We start from the raw sequence: 19,445 nt of genomic DNA, 5'->3' as shown, positions 1-19,445 counted from the left end.
CGCCAAACACGGCGCTTGTGCACTACCCTTTTGATACGTTCTCAACTTGACAATTGTCATGTTGTGGGATGCTGCGCTGCCTTATTCTCAGCCCAAAGCCAGTAATCCGGGGAGCACGCAAGATGGACTACGAGCGTTTTTTTGATCAGAGCCTCAATGACCTTCGAGGTGAAGGAAATTATCGTGTTTTCATCGACTTGCAACGTCACTGCGGGTCCTTCCCAAACGCACGTCAAACAGATGGCTCGGTCCAGCGGGATGTGCGGATCTGGTGTTCAAATGACTATCTTGGCATGGGCCAGCATCCATCGGTGATCGGTGCGATGCATGACGCATTAGACCGCTGCGGTGCAGGGGCCGGGGGTACGCGGAACATATCGGGCACCACCCACGATCATGTGTTGCTTGAGACTGAACTGGCCGATCTGCACGGAAAAGAAGCAGCACTTCTTTTTACGTCCGGATATGTTTCGAATTGGGCAGCCCTTGGAACGCTCGCTGCGAAAATCCCTGGCCTGATCGTGTTCTCTGATGCGCTGAACCATGCCTCGATGATCGAAGGCATCCGCCATTCGCGGGCTCAGAAGGTTATCTGGAAGCATAACGATCTGGCAGATCTTGAGGCGAAACTGGCCGCCGCAGACCCCGATGCGCCCAAGATGATCGCCTTTGAATCGGTCTATTCGATGGACGGTGATATCGCGCCCATCAAAGAGATTTGCGATCTGGCCGACAAATATGGCGCGATGACCTATCTGGATGAGGTTCACGCCGTTGGCCTCTATGGCCCACGCGGCGGTGGTATCGCGGAACGGGAGGGCCTGATGGATCGCCTGACCGTGATCGAAGGGACCCTCGGCAAAGCATTTGGTGTCGTTGGGGGTTACATCGCGGCCTCAGCCGCGCTGTGTGATTTCGTGCGCAGCTTTGCCAGCGGGTTCATCTTTACCACTGCTCTTCCACCCGCAATCGCAGCCGGAGCAGCAGCTTCGATCCGGCACCTGAAACAATCCAATACCGAGCGCGACCTGCAAAAGGCGCGTGTGGCGCAGGTACGTGCCCGTCTGGACGCGGAAGGTATTCCGCACATCCCCAACCCCAGCCATATCATCCCGGTGATGGTCGGCGATCCGGTAAAGTGTAAGTTCATCTCGGACACACTACTGGAAGAGTTCGGCATCTATATCCAGCCGATCAATTATCCCACTGTGCCGAAAGGGACTGAGCGTCTGCGGATCACACCGTCCCCGGTGCATACGGATGAGGATATCGACCATCTGGTTGGCGCGCTTTCCGCCTTGTGGCAACGGTGCCAGATTGCACGGATGCCGATGGCTGCACAGTAATCAAGAAGCGCCCCCTTGCGTGAAACTTCGCCGTCTCTTCGGAGGCGGTGTTTTTAGATCAGGTAGAGCGCAAAGGTGATAATCACAAAACCTGTCAAAACCACGGTGAACCCCCGCAGCCAGGCTGGGCTGATTGCCAGGTCCAGATATCGGGCGAGGATAATCCGACATTTCGCCAAAGCGAGAATCAAGATGCCGCCGCCCAAAAACGCGGGAGGGATGGGCAGCATGGTCAACAGCGCCGACGCGATACTGAGCACCAGAAGAGTGAACCAAGCGCGTGTGAGTGTGTTCAGGTGCCTCCGGCGGCCGTATTTGGGACAAGAAGAAGCGGTGGGCATTATCATCATCCCAATAGGTAGATTACCGGGAAGAGCATGATCCAGACCAGGTCGACCATATGCCAGAACTGTGCGCCTGCTTCGATGTTGTTGGGGTCATCCCGCCAGGCGACCAGCAGTAGAATGCCCACACCGGCCAACACATGTGCCGCGTGAAACCCGGTGAGCAGGTAGTAAAACAGGAAAAACGGGTGGGTCTCAAACGTGATCCCCTGCGCAGCTTTTCCTACGTACTCTGCGCCCTTAATTACCAGGAACACGACGCCCAGCGCAGCCGCTGCGATCAACGCCAGTCGGGCCAAACCTCGGCGCGCTGTCCGCCGCCAATGCAAGGCCTGCGCGGCCAAGTAGCCCGAGGTGACCAGCACCACTGTGTTGAGCGCCGCACCGGTGCGATAGAGATGCGATTGGGCTTCGGCAAATCCAGCAGGGTCGGTCAGGCGTACGCCCATGAAGGCAATCAGGCCGGCGCCGAACACCAGCAGTTCCGAGATGATCAGAACCCACATCAGCAACTCGCCCGGAAGCTCGTCGATCAAAGAGGTCTCGGTCATGCGCCGACCAATTGGCGGTATATCTGCGGCAGGGCCATGGTCAGGCGATGCGGGTCCGGGATGACTGCAAAACCGCCCTGTCCGAACATCCTCGGGAACCAGCTTTTGCCGGTTTTGTCGATGGTGACACCGAAGACCGATTGCCCGGCCCGGCGCGCTTCACGGACGGCCATGCAGGTGTCTTCGATACCGTGACGGCCCTCATAATGGTCCAGATCGTTGGGCTTGCCGTCGGTGATCACCAGCAATAACCGGCGTTTGCGCGATTGGCTGGCCAGATCAGCCGAGCAATGCCGGATCGCCGCGCCAAGCCTTGTGTAGTGGCCGGGTCGCAGCGACGCGATACGTTGTTCGACCAATCCACCCATCGGCTCATCAAACCGCTTGCACCGCTGCACATAGACGCGCTGACGTTTCAGCGAGCTGAAAGCATGGATTGCGAAATCGTCACCGCAAGCGTTCAGACCCCAGGCGAGCGCAGCCAGCGCCTCGCGCTCGATATCGATCACAGCGCGGCCTGTAACGGCGCTTTCGGTCGAGCGGCTGACATCCAGCAGGATCGAAACCGCCAGATCACGCGCCTCGGGGCGGGATTGCATCCAGATACGCTCGGTCCCTTCGCCATTTGCACAGCGGTCAACCTGTGCCCGAACGGCTGCCTCGATATCCAGCTGATCGCCATCCAAATGGCCGCGGGTCATCACACGGCCGGGGCGCAGCGCTTCGAACTGGCGTTTCACGGCTCGAATGCGGCGGGCGGTTGCGGGGTCCTTGCCAAACTCTGCAGCGTCTTCGCGAATCTCGGCGTCCGAGGTCAGGACGTTGACGTGATCGGGCAGGTATCGACCGGTGCGCACGTCCCATTCTGGATAAAGGATACGCCCTGAAAGGCGTTCGCGGTTCACATCTTCGGGCGCGAGATCCAGATGCAGTTTCAGCTTGGTTGGCGGTGCCTTCGAGATCTGGCCAAGGCCAATCTCTTCCTGATCATCCGCAGCTTTCTTGGCGTTATCAGGATCGTCGTCATCGATACGCCGGTTTATATTCAGGAACTCGGCCCAGCTGAGGATGGCTTCGAACTTGTGCAGGATGAAACTGTCACTACGGGATGCCTGATCCGATTTGCGGCGGCGGGCGCGATGGGTTTTTTCGCCAGATTCTTCGGGGGGGCCTTCGGTATCTGGGTTCTCGACCTCGTTATGTTCGGAAAATCCAACCGCGCGCAATTCGGGCCACAGCGGGATCGGGCGGAAGGACTGGTAACCGCGCGGGGCGGTCAGGTCATCGTCCAGCGCTAGGAACTGCTCGGCTTTTGGAGACAGAGGGGCGGGGTCGCCCAGCATGGAGCGGACGAGCTCTTCAACTGCAGCTTCAGCGGGCGGTAATCCGGGGATATCGCGGTGATGCAGAACACCTTTGCAAAGCTCTGTGTAAAGCGGGCGCAAGCCTTGGGCGTTGTCCAAGGTCGCCTCGACCATTTGTCGGGCAGCGTACAGTGCACGCAGATCGGCGCGCAGTGGATCGTCTTCGTCAATTCGGGTTCCGGCATGGGCCGCTGTTGCCGCCAGCCAGACATAAAGTGCACCATTCGCTTCACGTGCGGGGAATACTGCAAGCCGGTCCGGCAGACGCAGAACTTCACCATCAAAAGATGCGCGCGGCATCAGCTCGATCTCGGTCGCCAGACGACGGCGCCAGCTTAGACGGTGGCGTGAAACCTCGGGCGAGACCGGGCGCAATTCGACGCCCGGACTACCCCCAAGTCCTCGGAAGAGGACGGCCAGCCGCCCCGCGACCTCAGAAAGGTCGACCGCGGCTCCATCGTGCACCTGGGGTGCATCGAGGCGGCTGGCAAGGGTGTGCCACAGTTTCCCGATCGTTTCTTCGGGTTCCCATGGCTCAAAATCGATCTTGACCATTGGCCGGCCTCACCCAAAGACAGCCGTGACAAGATCGAGGAGCCCGCGTTTGATATCCTCGTCATCAGTCAGAGGTTCGATCATGGCGGCGAGGATGGCGCGGTCGGTAGACATGCCTTGTGCGATCAACGTCGCCGCATAGACGACCAGACGGGTGGAAACACCTTCCTCAAGGTCCTGACCCTTGAGCCCGCGCAGTTTGCCCGCCAACCGCACCAGCGGCTTGCAACGCTCCAACGGGAGGCCGCTTTCCTTGGCGGCAACTTCGGCCTCCATCTGAGGTGATGGGAAGTCGAATTCCAGCGAAATGAACCGTTGCCGGGTCGAAGGTTTCAGGGTTTTCAGGATATTCTGATATCCCGGGTTATACGAGGCGACCAGCATGAAACCGGGCGAGGCCTCAAGCTCTTCGCCCGTGCGATCAATCGGCAGGATGCGCCGGTCATCGGTTAGCGGGTGCAAAACGACGGTGACGTCCTTGCGCGCCTCGACCACCTCATCAAGGTAGCAGATCGCGCCTTCGCGCACCGCACGGGTCAGGGGGCCATCGACCCAGACGGTTTCTCCGCCTTTCAGCAGGTAGCGCCCGATCAGGTCGGCGGCGGCAAGGTCATCGTGGCAGGCCACGGTATAAAGCGGGCGGCCTAGACTGGCGGCCATATGGGCCACAAAGCGGGTTTTTCCGCAGCCTGTCGGGCCTTTCAGCAGGACTGGCAGGTCATTTTCATACGCAGCGGTGAACACATCGCATTCATCACCTTGTGCGAGGTAAAAGGGGGCGTTTGCCGCCCCCTCGTTCAGTTTCATGGAGCCGTCCATCTTCATGACTCCGCTGCGACGTGGTCAGGATCGCTCTCCAGCCGGTCGCGTTCGATCGGACCGGGTTCAACCACCTCTTTCCGGGGTACCCAGATCGAGTAGATGAACAGCAGCGCACCAAGGACCACAACCACACCTGAGCCAAGACGCATCCAGTAGAAGATCGCGATCTGGTCCTGGACGTCCATGAAGTAGTCGCCGACAACACGTTGCATGTGTGTCTGCACGGTACCGCCGAAGGTCAGCACGAAGGTCATGAAGACCATGCCGCTGGTCATTAACCAGAACGAACCCATGTTCAGAACCTGATTATAGGGATCACGGTTCTTCAGGATCGGCATCGCATAGCTGAAGATCGCCAGATTGAGGCAGACATAGGCGCCGTAGAAGGCCAGGTGACCGTGGGCCGCGGTGATCTGCGTACCGTGGGTATAATAGTTCACCCCGTGCAGCGTATGCAGGAAGCCCCAGACACCGGCGCCGAAGAAGGCCAATGTGGCACAGCCCAGCGACCACAGCAGCGCGGCCTTGTTGGGGTGATCACGGCGACCTTTCCAGACCATGACGAAGGCAAAAGCCATCATCGCGAAGAACGGGATCACCTCGAGGCTTGAGAAGATCGAACCAATCCACTGCCAGTATGCAGGCGTACCGATCCAATAGTAGTGGTGCCCAGTGCCAAGGATGCCCGAGAACAGCGCGGCAGCGACGATGACATAGAGCCATTTTTCGACCACCTCACGGTCAACACCGGTCAGCTTCAACATCAGGTAGGCCAGGATCGAGGCCATGATCAGTTCCCACACACCTTCGACCCAGAGGTGGACAACATACCACCAGTATTGTTTGTCCAAGGACAGGTTGCCTGGGTTGTAGAAGGCGAACAGGAACAGCAGCGCCAGACCCCACAAACCCAACAGAAGGATGTTGGTGATGGCAGTTTTCTTGCCCTTCAGAACGGTCATCGACACGTTGTAAAGGAAGATCAGCGCGGCCACGACGATGCCCATCTTGACCCATTTAGGCTGCTCAAGGAACTCGCGCCCCTCTTTGCCCAGCAGCCAGTTGCCTTCGAATAGGTTGAACACATAGGTCACAACCACGCCCAAGGTACCGACCACAAGGATGATCAGCTGCAGATAGGCCAGTTTGGTCGAATGGATCTCGCGTTCCGCCTCTTCCGGTATCAGGAAATAGGCAGCACCAAAGAAGCCAAGGATCAGCCAGACGATCAGCGAATTGGTATGCAGCATCCGCACGATGTTGAACGGCAGAAGCTCACTCAGGAAGTTTGGGAATACATAGATAAAACCGGCCAGAAGGCCGCCGATCACCTGTATCGCAAACAAGGCCATGGCTACTGCAAAGTAGGCATAGGCGATTTTTTGGGATTCGTATTTCATTGCTCCGTTCCCTTTCTCAGCCTGCCTCGTTGGGCGGCCAGCCCTGAGCGTCGATGTTGTCTGTCCAGATCAGGAAGTTCGCCAGATCACGGATCTCTTCGTCGCTGAGGTTGAAATTGGGCATCTGCCGACGACCGGGAATGCCGGTTGGCTGTGCTTCCATCCAGCCCTTGAGCGCTTCAAAGGCTGATTCCGGGTCGTCCAGCACACCCCAACGGGTCATCACGTTACCAACCTCGGGGGCAAAGTATGCGCCTTCGCCCAAGATGGTATGGCAGTTGATGCAGGCGTGTTTTTCCCAGACGTGTTTGCCCCGCACCACGCTTTCATCAAGATTCGCGGCGTTTTCCGAGTTGACGATATACCAGTGCGAATGGGCCGACAGGGCCAGAAAGATGAGAATGAAGAACAATGACCCGCCATAGAATATGTTGCGAGCCATGTTCTTTGTCATGACTTCTCGCATTGCGCTCTCCTTTGCGCAGATTAGTTTGTGCGAGCAGAATGACGTCAGTGCACAGAAACTGCCTTAACGAAAGTCAAGGCTGCACAGCCTAGCTGGGACGCGTCGGTAAATTCTTGATGGGAATGCAAAAAAGGCCTGAAATTGCCTTGAAATCATCCTACCGACGCGTGATTTTATATTCAGGCTGTTGGGAACTGTTACGACGCGTCTAAGTATCGGGACGAGTGAAGGGGTCAGGCATGGCGAACTATTCATATATCGGCTATGCGCCGGGGGTCATTTCGGTGAACTTCGCCACATTCTCGACCGGAACAATAACGCTCAGCTCAGCCTACGACCCAGATACTGACCGCCGCGTTTTCAATGTGGCCGATGCCGCCGGTGGTACCCTTGTAAACGGCGATCCTGACAACGGCACGGATTTCAATGGCGACCGTTTCAACAATGAGGTTGGAGATGATCTGACCCAATCAGGCGTGGTGACCAACCTGGATGGCTCGGTCACGATTGATTCTGGCGCCATCTATCTGGAAGAATCCTACAGCCTGGCCAATCCCAGCGGTGGCACCATCGATGTTTTCCGGGTCGAAGTTGAAGGCAACCTTGTCGGGTATATCACGTCCGAGCCGTTGACTCCCGGGACTGTCTACACCTTCGTCAGGTCAAACGTGACCCCAGACAATGCCCCCGACACGACGGATCCGGGTGCGATTGTTGACGTGCCCTGTTTTGCTGCAGGCACCCTTATTGCGACACCCAAAGGCGATGTCGCTATCGAATTGCTGTCGGCGGGGGATAAGGTTCTGACCCTTGATCATGGCCCACAACGTATTCGATGGATCGGAGCGCGATCGCTTAATGAGGTTGAACTGGCGCGCAAACCAAAATTGCGCCCGATCCGAATCGCCGCCGGAAGCTTAGGCAGCGGCCTGCCGCACCGCGATCTGCTGGTTTCGCCGCAACATCGCATGATGATCCGTTCAACGATCGCAGTCCGCATGTTCGACAGCGAAGAGGTTCTGGTGCCCGCTCATAAACTCGTGGGAATCCCCGGGATCACCATCGAAGAGGCAGCTCAAAGCGTCGTCTATTACCATATGCTGTTTGATCGGCACGAGATTGTGCTAGCCGAAGGCGCACCGTCCGAAAGCCTGTTCACGGGTCAGCAGGCCCTGAAAGCCATACATCCAGAAGCGCTGGCTGAAATTGTTGCCCTCTTCCCCGAACTGACCTCAGCCGATCATCATCCTGAAGCTGCACGCCAAATTCCAAAACACGGAAAAAAGATCCAATCTTTGCTGCGGCGACACAAAAAGAATGACAGGGTGTTGATCCGGCCTTCGTGAACTGGTCTTGCGCGGGTGCTGACACTCAGGATGCAAGTCGCGGACCGGTTAGTGCGGGCCACATGGCGATCAGATAAAGTACGATTGCGCTGATCCACAGGCCGTCAGAGGCAAGCATCGCAATCAGATATCCCTGATCAAGGGCTGATCCAACCCAGCGCAGAATCGCGGCCGAGGCCATAAGCCCGTAGGCGGTTGCCATGGGCGGCGATGCCACAAGTGCGCGGCCACTGTGGCCAAGGGCGGCCCGACTCATCACGGCGAGGGTCATACCCCCGACGCAGCCGATTCCCAGCAAGTGCAGCGCGCCAATCTCGCTACCGAAACCCAGCACGGCCAGACCCCACAGGATCAGCCCCAAGGCCAACATAACCAAACCAATATGCAGGGCGATCAGGATGGGCTGGCGCAAGGCCCAGCGCATACGCCAACGCATCATGCGCAGGAACTGGGCAATACCCAGCATCAGGGCAATTCCGCCGGTAATTGGACCCATCCCGAAGATCAGCACACCCGGCGGCAATAGTAATGCCAATACCATCGCGGCCTTGTCGAAGGCTCCTACCGATACGGGCCAGTTGGTTTCGGGTTCTCCCGCGCGCTTCATAGCATTGCGGGTAAAGGCCGGCGTGATGCGTCCGCCGAGTATCGCGATCATGCTACAAAGTGTAAGCAGCCCGGCACGCAGCCCGATGTTCTGGGTGTCACCTGTCACGCCGATCCATTCCAGATGGGTCAACAGGTTGGAGATCCAGATATAGCTGAGCAACAGCAGAAATATCATATTCTGCGGTTTGGGGCGTCGGACCAGCTGGCTTGCGATCTTTGCAGCCAGAACCGGGACAAACGCCAGATCGACGACAGCAACCAGGGTTGGTGGCAGCGCACCGGAGAACCACATCGCAAGCCGACCGGCCAGCCAAAGACCCGCAACCGCCATTATGAACTGCGCCCGTGCTTCTGGTGTGCCTGTCCAGTTCGGTACTGCTGTCAGGAAAAATCCACCAAGGGCTGCGGTGGCGTACCCAAAGATCATCTCGTGCGCGTGCCACATAGACGGGCTCATGGCATAGGTGGGATCTTCGTAACCGATCAACCCTGTCTGCGTCGCCAGCCAAAGACCCCAGACACCGCCCGCAAACAGGCCAAATAACCCGGCTGACAGGAAAAAGACGCGAAACCCCTCGCCCAACACCCGCGCGATCATTGCCGGCATGCCTGCTCTCCTCGGCCTCATTGATTGCTGGATTCGGTCTAGCAACATCGGTTCGTGGAGGACTTAACCGAAATCAAGCGTCGCATAAACATGACCCTAAAACACAGGTTTTTTCCCTAATTTACGCGCGAATCCAGTCTGTCAATTTCCAGTTAGCAAGCTTTCCGTTGACTTTCGTCAAGGCGAATTCGGCGCTGATGTTTCAGTCTGCGACCTGCCTCACCACGCATATGGAGAGTGATCATGTCACTTGGAATCAGCTACACGAAAGCCAGCCGCACACTTGGTGTTGGTTTGGCGATGCTGCTGGGCTCGGCAGCCGCACCGGTCTTCGCCCAAGAGCCAACATTAAGCGACGAAGCCTTTGAATCGTCCAAGCAGCTTTATTTTGAGCAATGTGCAGGTTGCCACGGTGTTCTGCGCAAAGGTGCAACCGGCAAGAACCTTGAACCCCACTGGAAAAAGACCGCAGCCGACGGCACCGTGACCGAAGGTGGCACGTTGCAACTTGGCCAGGATCGTCTTGAAAAGATCATCGCCTGGGGTACCGAAGGCGGGATGAACAACTTCTCGGACATCATGACCGAGCAGGAAATTAAGGACATGGCGACATACATCATGATGGATGCGCCCAAGCCACCTGAAATGTCGCTGGAACAGATGATGGCGACTCGCAAGGTCTATGTTGAAGAAGAGGACTACCCGACCGAGCCGCTGCATGGCCGCAACTGGGAAAACTTCTTTGTCGTCATCGAGCGTGATGTGGGCAAGGTGGCCGTGATCGACGGAGACACCAAAGAAGTGCTGACGCACATCCCGACCGGCTATGCCGTTCACGTTCTGAAAGCGTCGGAACACCACGCGCTGGAAGAGCCGGAACAGCCCGGTCGCTTCTGGTACACCATGGGCCGCGACGGCAAGATGACCAAGATCGACCTCTGGCAAACACCGGACAAGATGTTGGTGTCTGAGGTAAAGATTGCTTACGACGCCCGCGACGTTGCCGTATCCGGCGATGGTAAATACGTCATCGGTGGTGGGTACTGGCCGCCGCACTTTGCGATCGTTGACGCCCAAACCATGGAGCCGGTCAAGGTCGTCTCAACCCGTGGTGTGAATGTGGACGGAGATTACGTGGAAGAGGCCCGCGTGGCCGCAATCTACACCACTCCGAACGAGCCTACTTGGATCGTCGCCGTGAAAGAGCTGGGGCAGTTGTGGCAGGTCGACTATACCGATCTGGACAATCTGCGGATCGACAAGATCGACAGCGCCAAGTTCCTGCATGACGGATTCTTCGACCCGACAGGCCGGTACTTCCAGATCGCCGCAAACGCGTCGAACAAGATGGTTGTCGTCGATACCGAAACCCACAAGCTGGAAGCAATGATCGACACCGCTGCGTTGCCGCATCCCGGTCCGGGCGCTAACTGGGTTGACCCGAACTGTGGTCCGGTTGCTGGTACAACGCACCTTGGTGTCGGGACTGTGACGGTCTGGGGTAACGATCCAGAAAACCGCCCCGATGATGCGTGGAAGATCTGCTACGAAGTGGAAACAGACGGCCCCGGCCTGTTTGTCCGTACGCACCCGAATTCGGACTATATCTGGGCTGACCAGACCAAGCATCCGGAACCGGAAGTGCAGCAATCGGTGCAGGTCATCTCGAAAGAGACCGGCGAGATCGTGAAAACCATCCAGATCACCGAAGACGAAGGCAGCGCCGCTGTTCACTTCGAATTCAACGCGGATGGCACCGAGGTCTGGGTTTCCAAGTGGAACCTGTCAGATTCGCTGGAACCCAACGGTCAGATTGTCATCTTCGACGCCAAGACGTTGGAAGAGATTGGCCGCATCGAGGGGCTGTTTGCTCCGACTGGAAAGTTCAACGTCTACAACCGGTCGAACCACGTCACCTGACGGGTTCGCGACTAACTTTGGAAAGGGCGGGCCCCTCGCCCGCCCTTTCTTCGTTTGACCCCCAAGCCAAACTCACCGGCCTGCCACACAAGGCCAGACAAGACAGCCAAAACGGAGCCCGGATATGACTTCCGAACCGGAAAAGAAAAAACCGATCTGGCGCCGGTATTTCCTGTGGGGAATGCCCGTGGCCGGTATTGCCGCAGCCTTTGTCGGCGGCATCATCTTCTGGGGTGGGTTCAACACCGCCATGGAAGCCACGAACACCAAAGAGTTCTGTATTTCGTGCCACGAGATGCGCGATTTCGTCTACGAGGAATACACCGGTACCATCCATGACGTGAACCGGTCCGGCGTTGGCGCGGTCTGTTCCGACTGCCACGTGCCCAAGGACTGGACGCACAAAATGATCCGCAAGATCAAGGCGTCGAAAGAGCTGTATGGCAAGATGGTCGGCACCATCAACACCCGCGAGAAGTTCGAGGCCAAGCGTGTGCATCTGGCGATGAACGAATGGGAACGGATGAAATCCAGCGACTCGCGCGAGTGCCGCAATTGCCACGATTTCGAATCGATGATGCCCGAGTTCCAGAAACCCCGCGCGCGTCAACAGCACCTGAACGCGATGACCGCGGGCCAGACTTGCATTGACTGCCACAAGGGGATTGCGCACTCGGATGCCCGCGACCGGGCCGACGAAGAGTATCTGGAAAAGCTTGAAGCTCCGAACCCGGACTTCATCCGCGAGATACCGCCAGAATATCTGGCCAGCCTCGAGCGGATCGAAGCCAAGGAAACCGCCGAGGCCGAAGCCGAAAAAGCCGAAAAGCAGGCACAGCAGGAGGCCGTGCAGGCCCAGATTGCAGCAGCTGTGGATGCGGCCGTGGCCGAAGAACGCGCCAAAACCAGTGGCGAGGAAGCCGCTGCGCCAACGGGCGGCGGTGGCAGCAATGTCGGCGCGGATATCGACTGGAACGCCGTGGCCTCAGCAGATCTGAAACTATTCTACCCCGGTCAGGCCTCGTTTGAATGGGTTCAGAACGGCAAGTTCCACGGTGGTGCACGCCCGCTGACCAAAGGGGGCGATCAGTGTACAACCTGCCACGCCAAAGAGCTGGACACGATCGGCAACAAGATCGTTGCAGGTGGTGAGTTGGAGCCCACTCCAATCCCGGGCAAGCGTGGTGTGATCGATGCGACCGTACAGGCCGCACATGATGATCAGAACCTGTATATCCGTATGCAATGGCCAGATGCGGGGCACAATCCTGCACCTTTTGTTGATGGTGGTAAAATGGACCCCGACAACCAGATCAAGGTGGCCATGATGATCAGCGGTACCGGGATCGAGATGGGTGAACAGGTGGGTTGCTGGGCTTCGTGCCACGCCGACAATACCTATATGCCCTTCGCACCCGAAGCCGACGCCATCGCTGGTAACGCCGATGTGGTGGGCCGCATGACCGCTCAGGACACGGTGACAAAATACATCAGCGAAAGTCGGACCGAGGTCGAAGTCAAAGGCCGCCGCGGCAAGGCACTGGGTGGCTGGGACAAGCTGCAGGCCGCTGACCAGATCGAGCAGTATCTGGCCGACGGAACATATCTGGACCTGATGCGCGTCTATGCGGACGGCAGCGCCACTAACGGCTATCTGCTGGAGCAGCGGGTGGTCAATGACGGCGAAATCGCCGCCTCGGCCAGCCTTGATGGTGGTATGTGGACAGTGGTCTTCAGTCGCCCGCTGAACTCGGGCGCACCCGGCGATGTCCCGCTTGAGGCTGGTCAGACCTATACCGTCGGCTTTGCCATCCACGATGACTTTGCTGCCGCACGGTTCCACCACGTGACGCTGGATACCAGCCTTGCACTGGACGACGACGGCGCCTTCATCAACGTGGTCAAACAATAAAGGACAGGGGCCGGGCGATCCGGCCCTTTCCGCTTAGAAGAGGAGACTTGGACAATGAAACCCCAACACCTTCTTCCTCCGCTGCTGCTTCTGGCCGCGCCCGCCTTGGCGGATGAGACCGCCGCGCTGTGTGCCGAAGCAGAAGAGCGTTATGTCGAGCTGTTTGGTCAGCCCTCCGCCGCAGTTGAGGATGCCGAGGTGGTGCTGATGTACAAATACACCTTCTGCCCGGTCGAGCTGACGGTACAAGCAGGCACGACAGTGCGCTGGGTGAATGTGGACAAACGCACCAGCCATTCGGTCTTGCTGAAAGATGGCAGCGAACCCGAAAGCGACCGGCTGTTTCCTGAGGAATCAGTTGACCTGACCTTCCTTACGCCCGGTCCGCAGGATTACCTGTGCGGGCCACATTGGGAGACGCAGAACATGATCGGAATGATCACCGTCGAACCCTGAGCGCAAGCAACCATACAGGCATGAGAGAGGAGCGCGGGACCAATTCCCGCGCTCCTTAACTTATGTCAAGGAGGTTACTTTTTGATTGCGCCAGTCTGTCGCCATGACACGCCCGGCTCACCCAGCAACGTCACCAGATCGCGCCGGACCCTCGGGCTCAAAGGACATTCAGACCAAGCGAGTTCATACATGAGCGGTAAGGTTTATCTGATTGGCGCAGGTCCCGGCGATCCCGAACTGATGACCCTGCGCGCGCTACGGATGCTGCAAGGGGCGGACGTGGTTGTTTATGATCGTCTGGTCTCGGCCGATATCCTCAATCTGCACACAGAAGGCGCACGGCTGATCCCGGTTGGCAAAGCCCCTAAATGCCATACGGTGCCTCAAGATCGCATCAACGAAATACTTGTTGAAGAAGCCCGCGCCGGTCACACCGTTGCGCGCCTGAAGGGGGGCGATCCGATGATTTTTGGGCGTGGCTCGGAAGAGGCCGCCTATTTGATGGCAAACGGCATCCCTGTAGAATACGCGCCGGGCATTACTGCCGCGCAGGGCGCATCCTGTTCCACAGGCGTGCCGCTGACCCATCGCGGGCTGGCGACCTCTGTGCAATATGTCACCGGACACCGGCAGGCCGACAAGGTGCTGGATCTGGATTGGAAACGTCTGGCTGACCCCGACTCGACGCTCGTCGTTTATATGGGCGTCGCCAATATCGGTCAGATCGCCATGGGGCTTATGACCGAGAACCTGCCGGGTTCAACACCGGTTCTGGCGGTTGGCAAAGCGACCACACCGGATGAACGCCGCATGGTATCCCGGCTGGATCGACTGGCAGCGGACGTGCGTGAGGCCGATTTGAAGGCGCCCACGCTTTTCATCATCGGCAAGGTGGTGTCACTTTATGCCGAACGGCCTGTGGCCGAATTATTGGAGCAGGCCCATGGCTAGGCTCGGATGCAGGAATTCAGGGCCGCACCCGACACAGGGTGGGCAAGAAACGTCCGGTATCGCCGCCGGGCGTTCGATCTGGACCGGGCGCGCTGTTCTTTCAACGGCTGTGCTTGTGGCCACAACGGCCTTTGCCGCCGACACGCTTGACCCCAACGCGTTGAAGCGATTGGTCCATCAGGACTGTGGCTCGTGCCATGGGCTATCTCTGAAGGGCGGCCTTGGTCCCGATCTGCGGTCTGAGACGCTGGACCACTACGACGCTGACGTTCTAACCGGCGTGATCCTCGATGGCATTCCCGACACCGCGATGCCCCCGTGGCGGCCCCTGATCAGCGAAGAAGAGGCCGAATGGATCGCCCGTTACCTGCTGGCACAGGAGGCACAATGAAAACCCTCATCCTCACCCTTGCCACTACCCTGCTGATGACCACAGCCCAAGCCGAGCCTACCGCAACCGGAGACCTCGGCCTTGTGATTGAACGGGCCAATGGCTCGGTCCTGCTGGTGGATCAGTCTGACCGCGCCGCACTGGCCCGGATCGAAGGGTTGGGCGATCTGTCCCACGCCTCGTTGGTCTATTCGCCCGATGAACGCTTTGCCTATGTCTTTGGGCGCGATGGCGGGCTGACCAAGGTTGATATCGTCACCCGCCAGATCGTGAACCGGGTGATACAGGCGGGCAACGCCATTGGTGGCGCCATTTCAGATGACGGCAAATTGGTTGCTGTATCGAATTATGAGCCCGGCGGTGTGCGGGTCTTCGATGCAGACACACTGGATATGGTCGCGGATATCCCGACCGGCAGCAAAACCATCGGTCTGGTCGATGCGCCCGGTCGTCGGTTCGTCTTTACCATGTGGGACACGGGCGAAACCTGGATTGCCGATTTCGCCAAGGGTGATCCTAAGATCACCAAAATCCCTGACATGGGCAAAAACCCCTATGACGCGCTGATCACTGCCAATGGTCGCACCTATATCACCGGTTTGTTTGGCGAGGATGGCCTGACCGCGCTGGATCTGTGGGCCGAAACACCTGAACCCATTCGCGTACTACCCAACTATGGGCGCGGGCAGGAAGACATGCCGGTCTACAAGATGCCCCATCTCGAAGGCTGGGCGCTGACGGGTCGCGAGTTCGTTCTGCCTGCCGTCGGCCATCACGAGGTTCTGTGGATCGATGCTGATACACTGACCGAGACCGGACGCACCAAAACCCACGGCCAGCCGGTCTTTGCCATGGCCCGTCCCGACGGGCGGCAGGTTTGGGTGAACTTCGCCCACCCACTGAACGATACGATCCAGGTCATCGACAGTGTCAGCAAAGAAATCATCCACGAATTCAAACCGGGCCCAGCCGTGCTGCATATGGAGTTCACACCCCGCGGTCATGAGGTGTGGATCAGTGTACGCGACGCGGGCAAGGTCATGGTCTACGACACGCAAAGTTTCGAAAAGCTGCGCGAGATCGATGCGAACAGCCCATCCGGCATCTTCTTCACCGCCCGAGCACATAGAACGGGGCTTTGATATGCAGCATATAACCGACCCTATCGACCGCCGCCTGCTGGACGAATTCCAGCGTGACTTTCCCATCGCCGAGCGCCCGTTTCAGGTTCTGGCCGACGCGCTGGGTCTGGACGAGGCCGAAGTGCTCGATCGGCTGGAACGGATGCGCAAGACCGGACGCATCACGCGGGTTGGCGCGACGATTGCACCCGGCGCGGTTGCAGCCAGCACTTTGGCTGCCGTCGCCGCACCTACTGAGCGGCTGGAAGAGGTCGCCGCCCTGATCGACGCGGAACCCGGCGTGAACCACAACTACCAGCGCGAAGACGACTGGAACCTGTGGTTTGTGGCCACTGGACCGGACCGGGCACATGTGAACGACACGCTTGCGCGGATTAGCCATCGCACGGGGCTGCGGGTTCTGGACCTGCGGTTGGTGCGCCCATTCAATGTCGATCTGGGGTTCCGCATGTCGGGCAAAACCCGCACTGTTCCCCGCCCACGAAGGGTTGATTGTTCGGCCATGCGCGAGGGTGACCGGCCCTTGTTGCAAGCGCTCAGTTCCGGCCTGTCGCTGGTCGCTGAACCTTATGCGGCTCTGGCCCAGACACTGAACCGCAGCACAGGCAACGTGATGGAGCGCCTTGAGATCTTGCACCGATCTGGCATCATCTCTCGCCTCGGCGTCATCGTGCGCCATCGTGCTTTGGGCTGGTCCGCCAACGCAATGGTGGTCTGGGACATGCCAGCCGAACAGGTTGGCACCGCTGGTCCTGCGCTTGCGGCACATCCCGGCGTGACACTGTGCTATGAGCGTAACCCGGTCGAAGATGTCTGGCCCTATCGCCTGTATTCCATGATCCATGCCCGGTCGCGCAGCGAAGCGCTTGAGGTGCTGGCTGAGGCACAAGCCCTGCCGGAGTTGGCAGGCGTGCGCAACAAAGTGCTGTTCTCGACCCGCTGCTTCAAACAGACCGGTGCGCTGATCCAACCGAAAGAGGCTGCCGCATGAAACTGGACAAGACCGACCGTACGATCCTGAACCGGATGCAGGATGATCTGCCTTTGGTTTCGCATCCCTATGCCGCAGTGGCCAAGGAGCTGGGTCTCACCGAAGATGATCTGCTGGACCGCATGTCGCGGATGAAGGATGCGCGCGTGATCACCCGCTTTGGCCCCTTTTTCGATGCAGCCGCGTTGGGTGGAGCGTTCTGCTTGTGCGCCATGGCGGTGCCGACCGAGGATTTCGAAACTGTCCTGACCAAAGTCAATGCGCACCCCGAGGTTGCACACAATTATGAACGCACGCACCGGCTGAACATGTGGTTTGTTCTGGCGACAGAAACACCCGAAGGGATCACAAACACTGCCGAGGCAATCGAACGGGAAACTGGGATCGCGGTCCTGCAATTCCCCAAACTTCAGGAATTCTTCATCGGCTTCCGGGTGGCAGCATGATCGATACGAAAGACAGAGAGATTATCGAAGCGCTGCAAAGCGGCCTGCCCCTTGTGCCTGAACCATTCGCGCAGGTGGCCGAAACGCTTGGACTTAACGAAGCCGCCCTGATGTATCGTCTGGCCGACATGAAATCCCGCGGCGTCATCCGGCGCATCGCGGCGGCCCCCAACCACTTTAAGTTGGGAATGACCTCGAACGGCATGACCGTCTGGGATGTCGAGGACGATCGTGTCGCCGAACTGGGGGCTCAGATCGGGGCCCTGCCCTTCGTCACCCATTGCTACGAACGCCCGCGCGCGCTGCCCGACTGGCCTTATAATCTGTTTGCAATGGTTCATGGGTCGGACCGACAAGAGGTCGAGGAAAAGCGCGCTGAGATCTCTGTGATTCTCGGTGATGCCTATCGAGCGAACGATATCCTTTATTCCACACGTATCCTGAAAAAGACCGGGCTGCGCCTGAAAAAGAAAGGCTGAGACATGTTCCGCCTGACTGAATACATGCACCAACTCGTCAATCCAACTCCGGTGCGCAAACGCCGCCCCGGGCCCGTGAAACCAGTGGTGATCTGGAACCTGACGCGACGGTGTAATCTGAAATGTCGCCATTGCTATACCGTCTCGGCGGATGTGGCATTCCCTGGTGAGCTCAGCCATGAGCAAGCCATGGTAACCCTTGAGGATCTGGGCCAGTTTCGCGTCCCGGCCCTGATCCTCTCGGGTGGGGAACCGCTGGACCGGTTCGATTTTTACGACATCGCCAAACGGGCCCGCGATCTGGTGCCGATGTTGGCGCTGTCAACGAATGGCACACGGATTTACGACGAATCCGCTGACATGATTGCCGATGTGGGCTTTAGCTATGTTGGCATCTCGCTGGACGGGATCGGGGCCACGAATGACTGGTTCCGAGGTGTCGAAGGTGCCTTTGCCGACGCCCTTCGCGGCGTGCGCGAATGCAAGAAGCGCGGCATCAAGGTCGGACTGCGCTTTTGCCTGACCGAGGGCACACAGCACCACCTGCCCGACCTGTTGCAGCTATGTGACGACGAAGGTGTCGATAAGTTCTACCTGTCTCACCTCGTCTATGCAGGGCGCGGCGACAAGAACCGGGGCGAGGATGCCGAGCACCTGAGGACCCGCAAAGGCATGGACCTGTTGTTGGAGCGCGCATGGGAGGCCGCCTCAGGTGGGCGACCACTGGACGTTGTAACCGGCAACAATGATGCCGATGCCGGGTATTTCCTGAACTGGGTAAGTGATCATTTCGAGGAAGATAAAGTCCGCCATGTGCGCGAGCATCTGGCCGCATGGGGTGGCAATTCCAGCGGGTTGGGCGTGGCAAATATCGACAATCTGGGCCGCGTGCATCCCGACACCTACTGGTCGGATTACACGGTCGGTAACGTGAAGACCAAATCGTTCTCAGAGCTTTGGACCGGCGATGACCCGATGCTTGCCATGCTGCGTACCCGTCCGCGCCCACTGAAAGGGCGCTGTGGGGCCTGTCAGCTGAAGGATGTCTGCGGTGGAAACACCCGCATTCGGGCGCTGCAACTGACCGGAGATCCCTGGGCCGAAGATCCTGCTTGTTATCTATCCAACCAAGAAATCGGTGTCACGGATGCGGGTGAGCGTCTGCAAGTCACACCGTTCCGGGGGAAACGCCATGATCCGGCGCATCAGTTCTTTTGAAACCGATGGCTCTGTGCGCCCAGCCAATATGCGAGTGGCGTGTGCAGGAGCCTCCGGCGGCCGTATTCGGAACAAGAAGAAGCAGAGGGTTGGTCTGTTTCTAGCCAGCATAGCGCTTGCCGGGACAGC

At 58.5% G+C, this 19,445-nt stretch carries 19 protein-coding genes; 12 read left to right on the top strand and 7 right to left on the bottom strand.

The genetic code is table 11. The annotated features are described in order from the left end of the window. Nucleotides 1-122: 122 nt before the first annotated feature. Nucleotides 123-1,346, top strand: a complete 1,224-nt coding sequence (hemA, locus tag Q1B46_RS15165; RefSeq protein WP_299949178.1) for a 5-aminolevulinate synthase — start codon at nucleotides 123-125, stop codon at nucleotides 1,344-1,346. 53 nt (nucleotides 1,347-1,399) lie between these two features. Here the strand turns inward: hemA and Q1B46_RS15160 are convergent, their stop codons facing one another. Genes Q1B46_RS15160 through Q1B46_RS15135 form a run of 6 tightly spaced genes read right to left on the bottom strand, consistent with a single transcriptional unit; the run spans nucleotide 1,400 to nucleotide 6,848 of the window. Continuing rightward, entirely contained in the window at nucleotides 1,400-1,687 is a 288-nt protein-coding gene (locus Q1B46_RS15160) for a nitric oxide reductase F protein (RefSeq protein WP_299949177.1), read from the bottom strand. 5 nt (nucleotides 1,688-1,692) lie between these two features. Further along, nucleotides 1,693-2,241: a cytochrome c oxidase subunit 3 gene (locus Q1B46_RS15155; protein ID WP_299949176.1), complete on the bottom strand. Its 549-nt coding sequence runs from the start codon at nucleotides 2,239-2,241 to the stop codon at nucleotides 1,693-1,695. Further along, nucleotides 2,238-4,160 carry a VWA domain-containing protein gene (locus Q1B46_RS15150; protein ID WP_299949175.1) on the bottom strand — a complete coding sequence of 641 codons (1,923 nt, stop codon included), beginning with the start codon at nucleotides 4,158-4,160 and terminating at the stop codon, nucleotides 2,238-2,240. The genes Q1B46_RS15155 and Q1B46_RS15150 overlap by 4 nt, the downstream gene beginning before the upstream one ends. 9 nt (nucleotides 4,161-4,169) lie before the next feature. Continuing rightward, nucleotides 4,170-4,979: a CbbQ/NirQ/NorQ/GpvN family protein gene (locus Q1B46_RS15145; RefSeq protein WP_299949174.1), complete on the bottom strand. Its 810-nt coding sequence runs from the start codon at nucleotides 4,977-4,979 to the stop codon at nucleotides 4,170-4,172. A gap of 2 nt (nucleotides 4,980-4,981) precedes the next feature. Continuing rightward, a complete protein-coding gene (locus tag Q1B46_RS15140) occupies nucleotides 4,982-6,382 on the bottom strand; it encodes a cbb3-type cytochrome c oxidase subunit I (RefSeq protein ID WP_299661595.1) in 1,401 nt (466 codons plus the stop codon). Between the two features lie 16 nt (nucleotides 6,383-6,398). Continuing rightward, nucleotides 6,399-6,848, bottom strand: a complete 450-nt coding sequence (locus tag Q1B46_RS15135; RefSeq protein ID WP_299661593.1) for a cytochrome c — start codon at nucleotides 6,846-6,848, stop codon at nucleotides 6,399-6,401. Nucleotides 6,849-7,087: 239 nt separating this feature from the next. On the opposite strand from Q1B46_RS15135, the gene Q1B46_RS15130 reads away from it, so the two are divergent. After that, a complete protein-coding gene (locus Q1B46_RS15130; RefSeq protein ID WP_299949173.1) occupies nucleotides 7,088-8,194 on the top strand; it encodes a Hint domain-containing protein in 1,107 nt (368 codons plus the stop codon). 25 nt (nucleotides 8,195-8,219) lie between these two features. Here the strand turns inward: Q1B46_RS15130 and Q1B46_RS15125 are convergent, their stop codons facing one another. Then, nucleotides 8,220-9,410 (bottom strand): NnrS family protein, encoded by a 1,191-nt coding sequence (locus tag Q1B46_RS15125; protein ID WP_299949172.1) that lies wholly within the window; start codon nucleotides 9,408-9,410, stop codon nucleotides 8,220-8,222. Between the two features lie 243 nt (nucleotides 9,411-9,653). Here Q1B46_RS15125 and Q1B46_RS15120 point away from each other — a divergent pair, with 243 nt between their 5' ends. The 10 genes from Q1B46_RS15120 (at nucleotide 9,654) to nirJ (ending at nucleotide 19,316) form a co-directional block, all read left to right on the top strand. Beyond that, nucleotides 9,654-11,330, top strand: coding sequence for a cytochrome D1 domain-containing protein (locus Q1B46_RS15120; protein ID WP_299661584.1), 1,677 nt, complete (start codon nucleotides 9,654-9,656; stop codon nucleotides 11,328-11,330). A gap of 124 nt (nucleotides 11,331-11,454) precedes the next feature. Further along, nucleotides 11,455-13,242 (top strand): NapC/NirT family cytochrome c, encoded by a 1,788-nt coding sequence (locus Q1B46_RS15115; protein WP_299949171.1) that lies wholly within the window; start codon nucleotides 11,455-11,457, stop codon nucleotides 13,240-13,242. Nucleotides 13,243-13,296: 54 nt separating this feature from the next. Beyond that, entirely contained in the window at nucleotides 13,297-13,698 is a 402-nt protein-coding gene (locus tag Q1B46_RS15110; RefSeq protein WP_299949170.1) for a plastocyanin/azurin family copper-binding protein, read from the top strand. A gap of 189 nt (nucleotides 13,699-13,887) precedes the next feature. Beyond that, nucleotides 13,888-14,649, top strand: coding sequence for a uroporphyrinogen-III C-methyltransferase (gene cobA / locus Q1B46_RS15105; protein WP_299661575.1), 762 nt, complete (start codon nucleotides 13,888-13,890; stop codon nucleotides 14,647-14,649). After that, the gene (locus Q1B46_RS15100) at nucleotides 14,642-15,040 is read left to right on the top strand and encodes a cytochrome c (RefSeq protein ID WP_366871571.1); all 399 of its coding nucleotides are present in this window, start codon (nucleotides 14,642-14,644) and stop codon (nucleotides 15,038-15,040) included. Before cobA ends, Q1B46_RS15100 begins: the two co-directional genes overlap by 8 nt. After that, nucleotides 15,037-16,182: a cytochrome D1 domain-containing protein gene (locus Q1B46_RS15095; RefSeq protein ID WP_299949169.1), complete on the top strand. Its 1,146-nt coding sequence runs from the start codon at nucleotides 15,037-15,039 to the stop codon at nucleotides 16,180-16,182. The genes Q1B46_RS15100 and Q1B46_RS15095 overlap by 4 nt, the downstream gene beginning before the upstream one ends. Nucleotide 16,183: 1 nt before the next feature. Next, nucleotides 16,184-17,173, top strand: a complete 990-nt coding sequence (locus tag Q1B46_RS15090) for an AsnC family transcriptional regulator (RefSeq protein ID WP_299661569.1) — start codon at nucleotides 16,184-16,186, stop codon at nucleotides 17,171-17,173. Next, nucleotides 17,170-17,619, top strand: a complete 450-nt coding sequence (locus tag Q1B46_RS15085) for an AsnC family transcriptional regulator (protein ID WP_299949168.1) — start codon at nucleotides 17,170-17,172, stop codon at nucleotides 17,617-17,619. Before Q1B46_RS15090 ends, Q1B46_RS15085 begins: the two co-directional genes overlap by 4 nt. Next, the gene (locus Q1B46_RS15080) at nucleotides 17,616-18,098 is read left to right on the top strand and encodes an AsnC family transcriptional regulator (RefSeq protein ID WP_299949167.1); all 483 of its coding nucleotides are present in this window, start codon (nucleotides 17,616-17,618) and stop codon (nucleotides 18,096-18,098) included. The genes Q1B46_RS15085 and Q1B46_RS15080 overlap by 4 nt, the downstream gene beginning before the upstream one ends. A 3-nt stretch (nucleotides 18,099-18,101) precedes the next feature. Further along, nucleotides 18,102-19,316, top strand: coding sequence for a heme d1 biosynthesis radical SAM protein NirJ (gene nirJ, locus Q1B46_RS15075; RefSeq protein WP_299949166.1), 1,215 nt, complete (start codon nucleotides 18,102-18,104; stop codon nucleotides 19,314-19,316). Nucleotides 19,317-19,445: the final 129 nt, after the last annotated feature.

Source organism: uncultured Ruegeria sp. (assembly GCF_947500045.1).
Lineage (GTDB): Bacteria > Pseudomonadota > Alphaproteobacteria > Rhodobacterales > Rhodobacteraceae > Ruegeria.
Note: the sequence above shows the minus strand (reverse complement) of the source record. Positions and strands in the feature narration are given on the sequence as shown.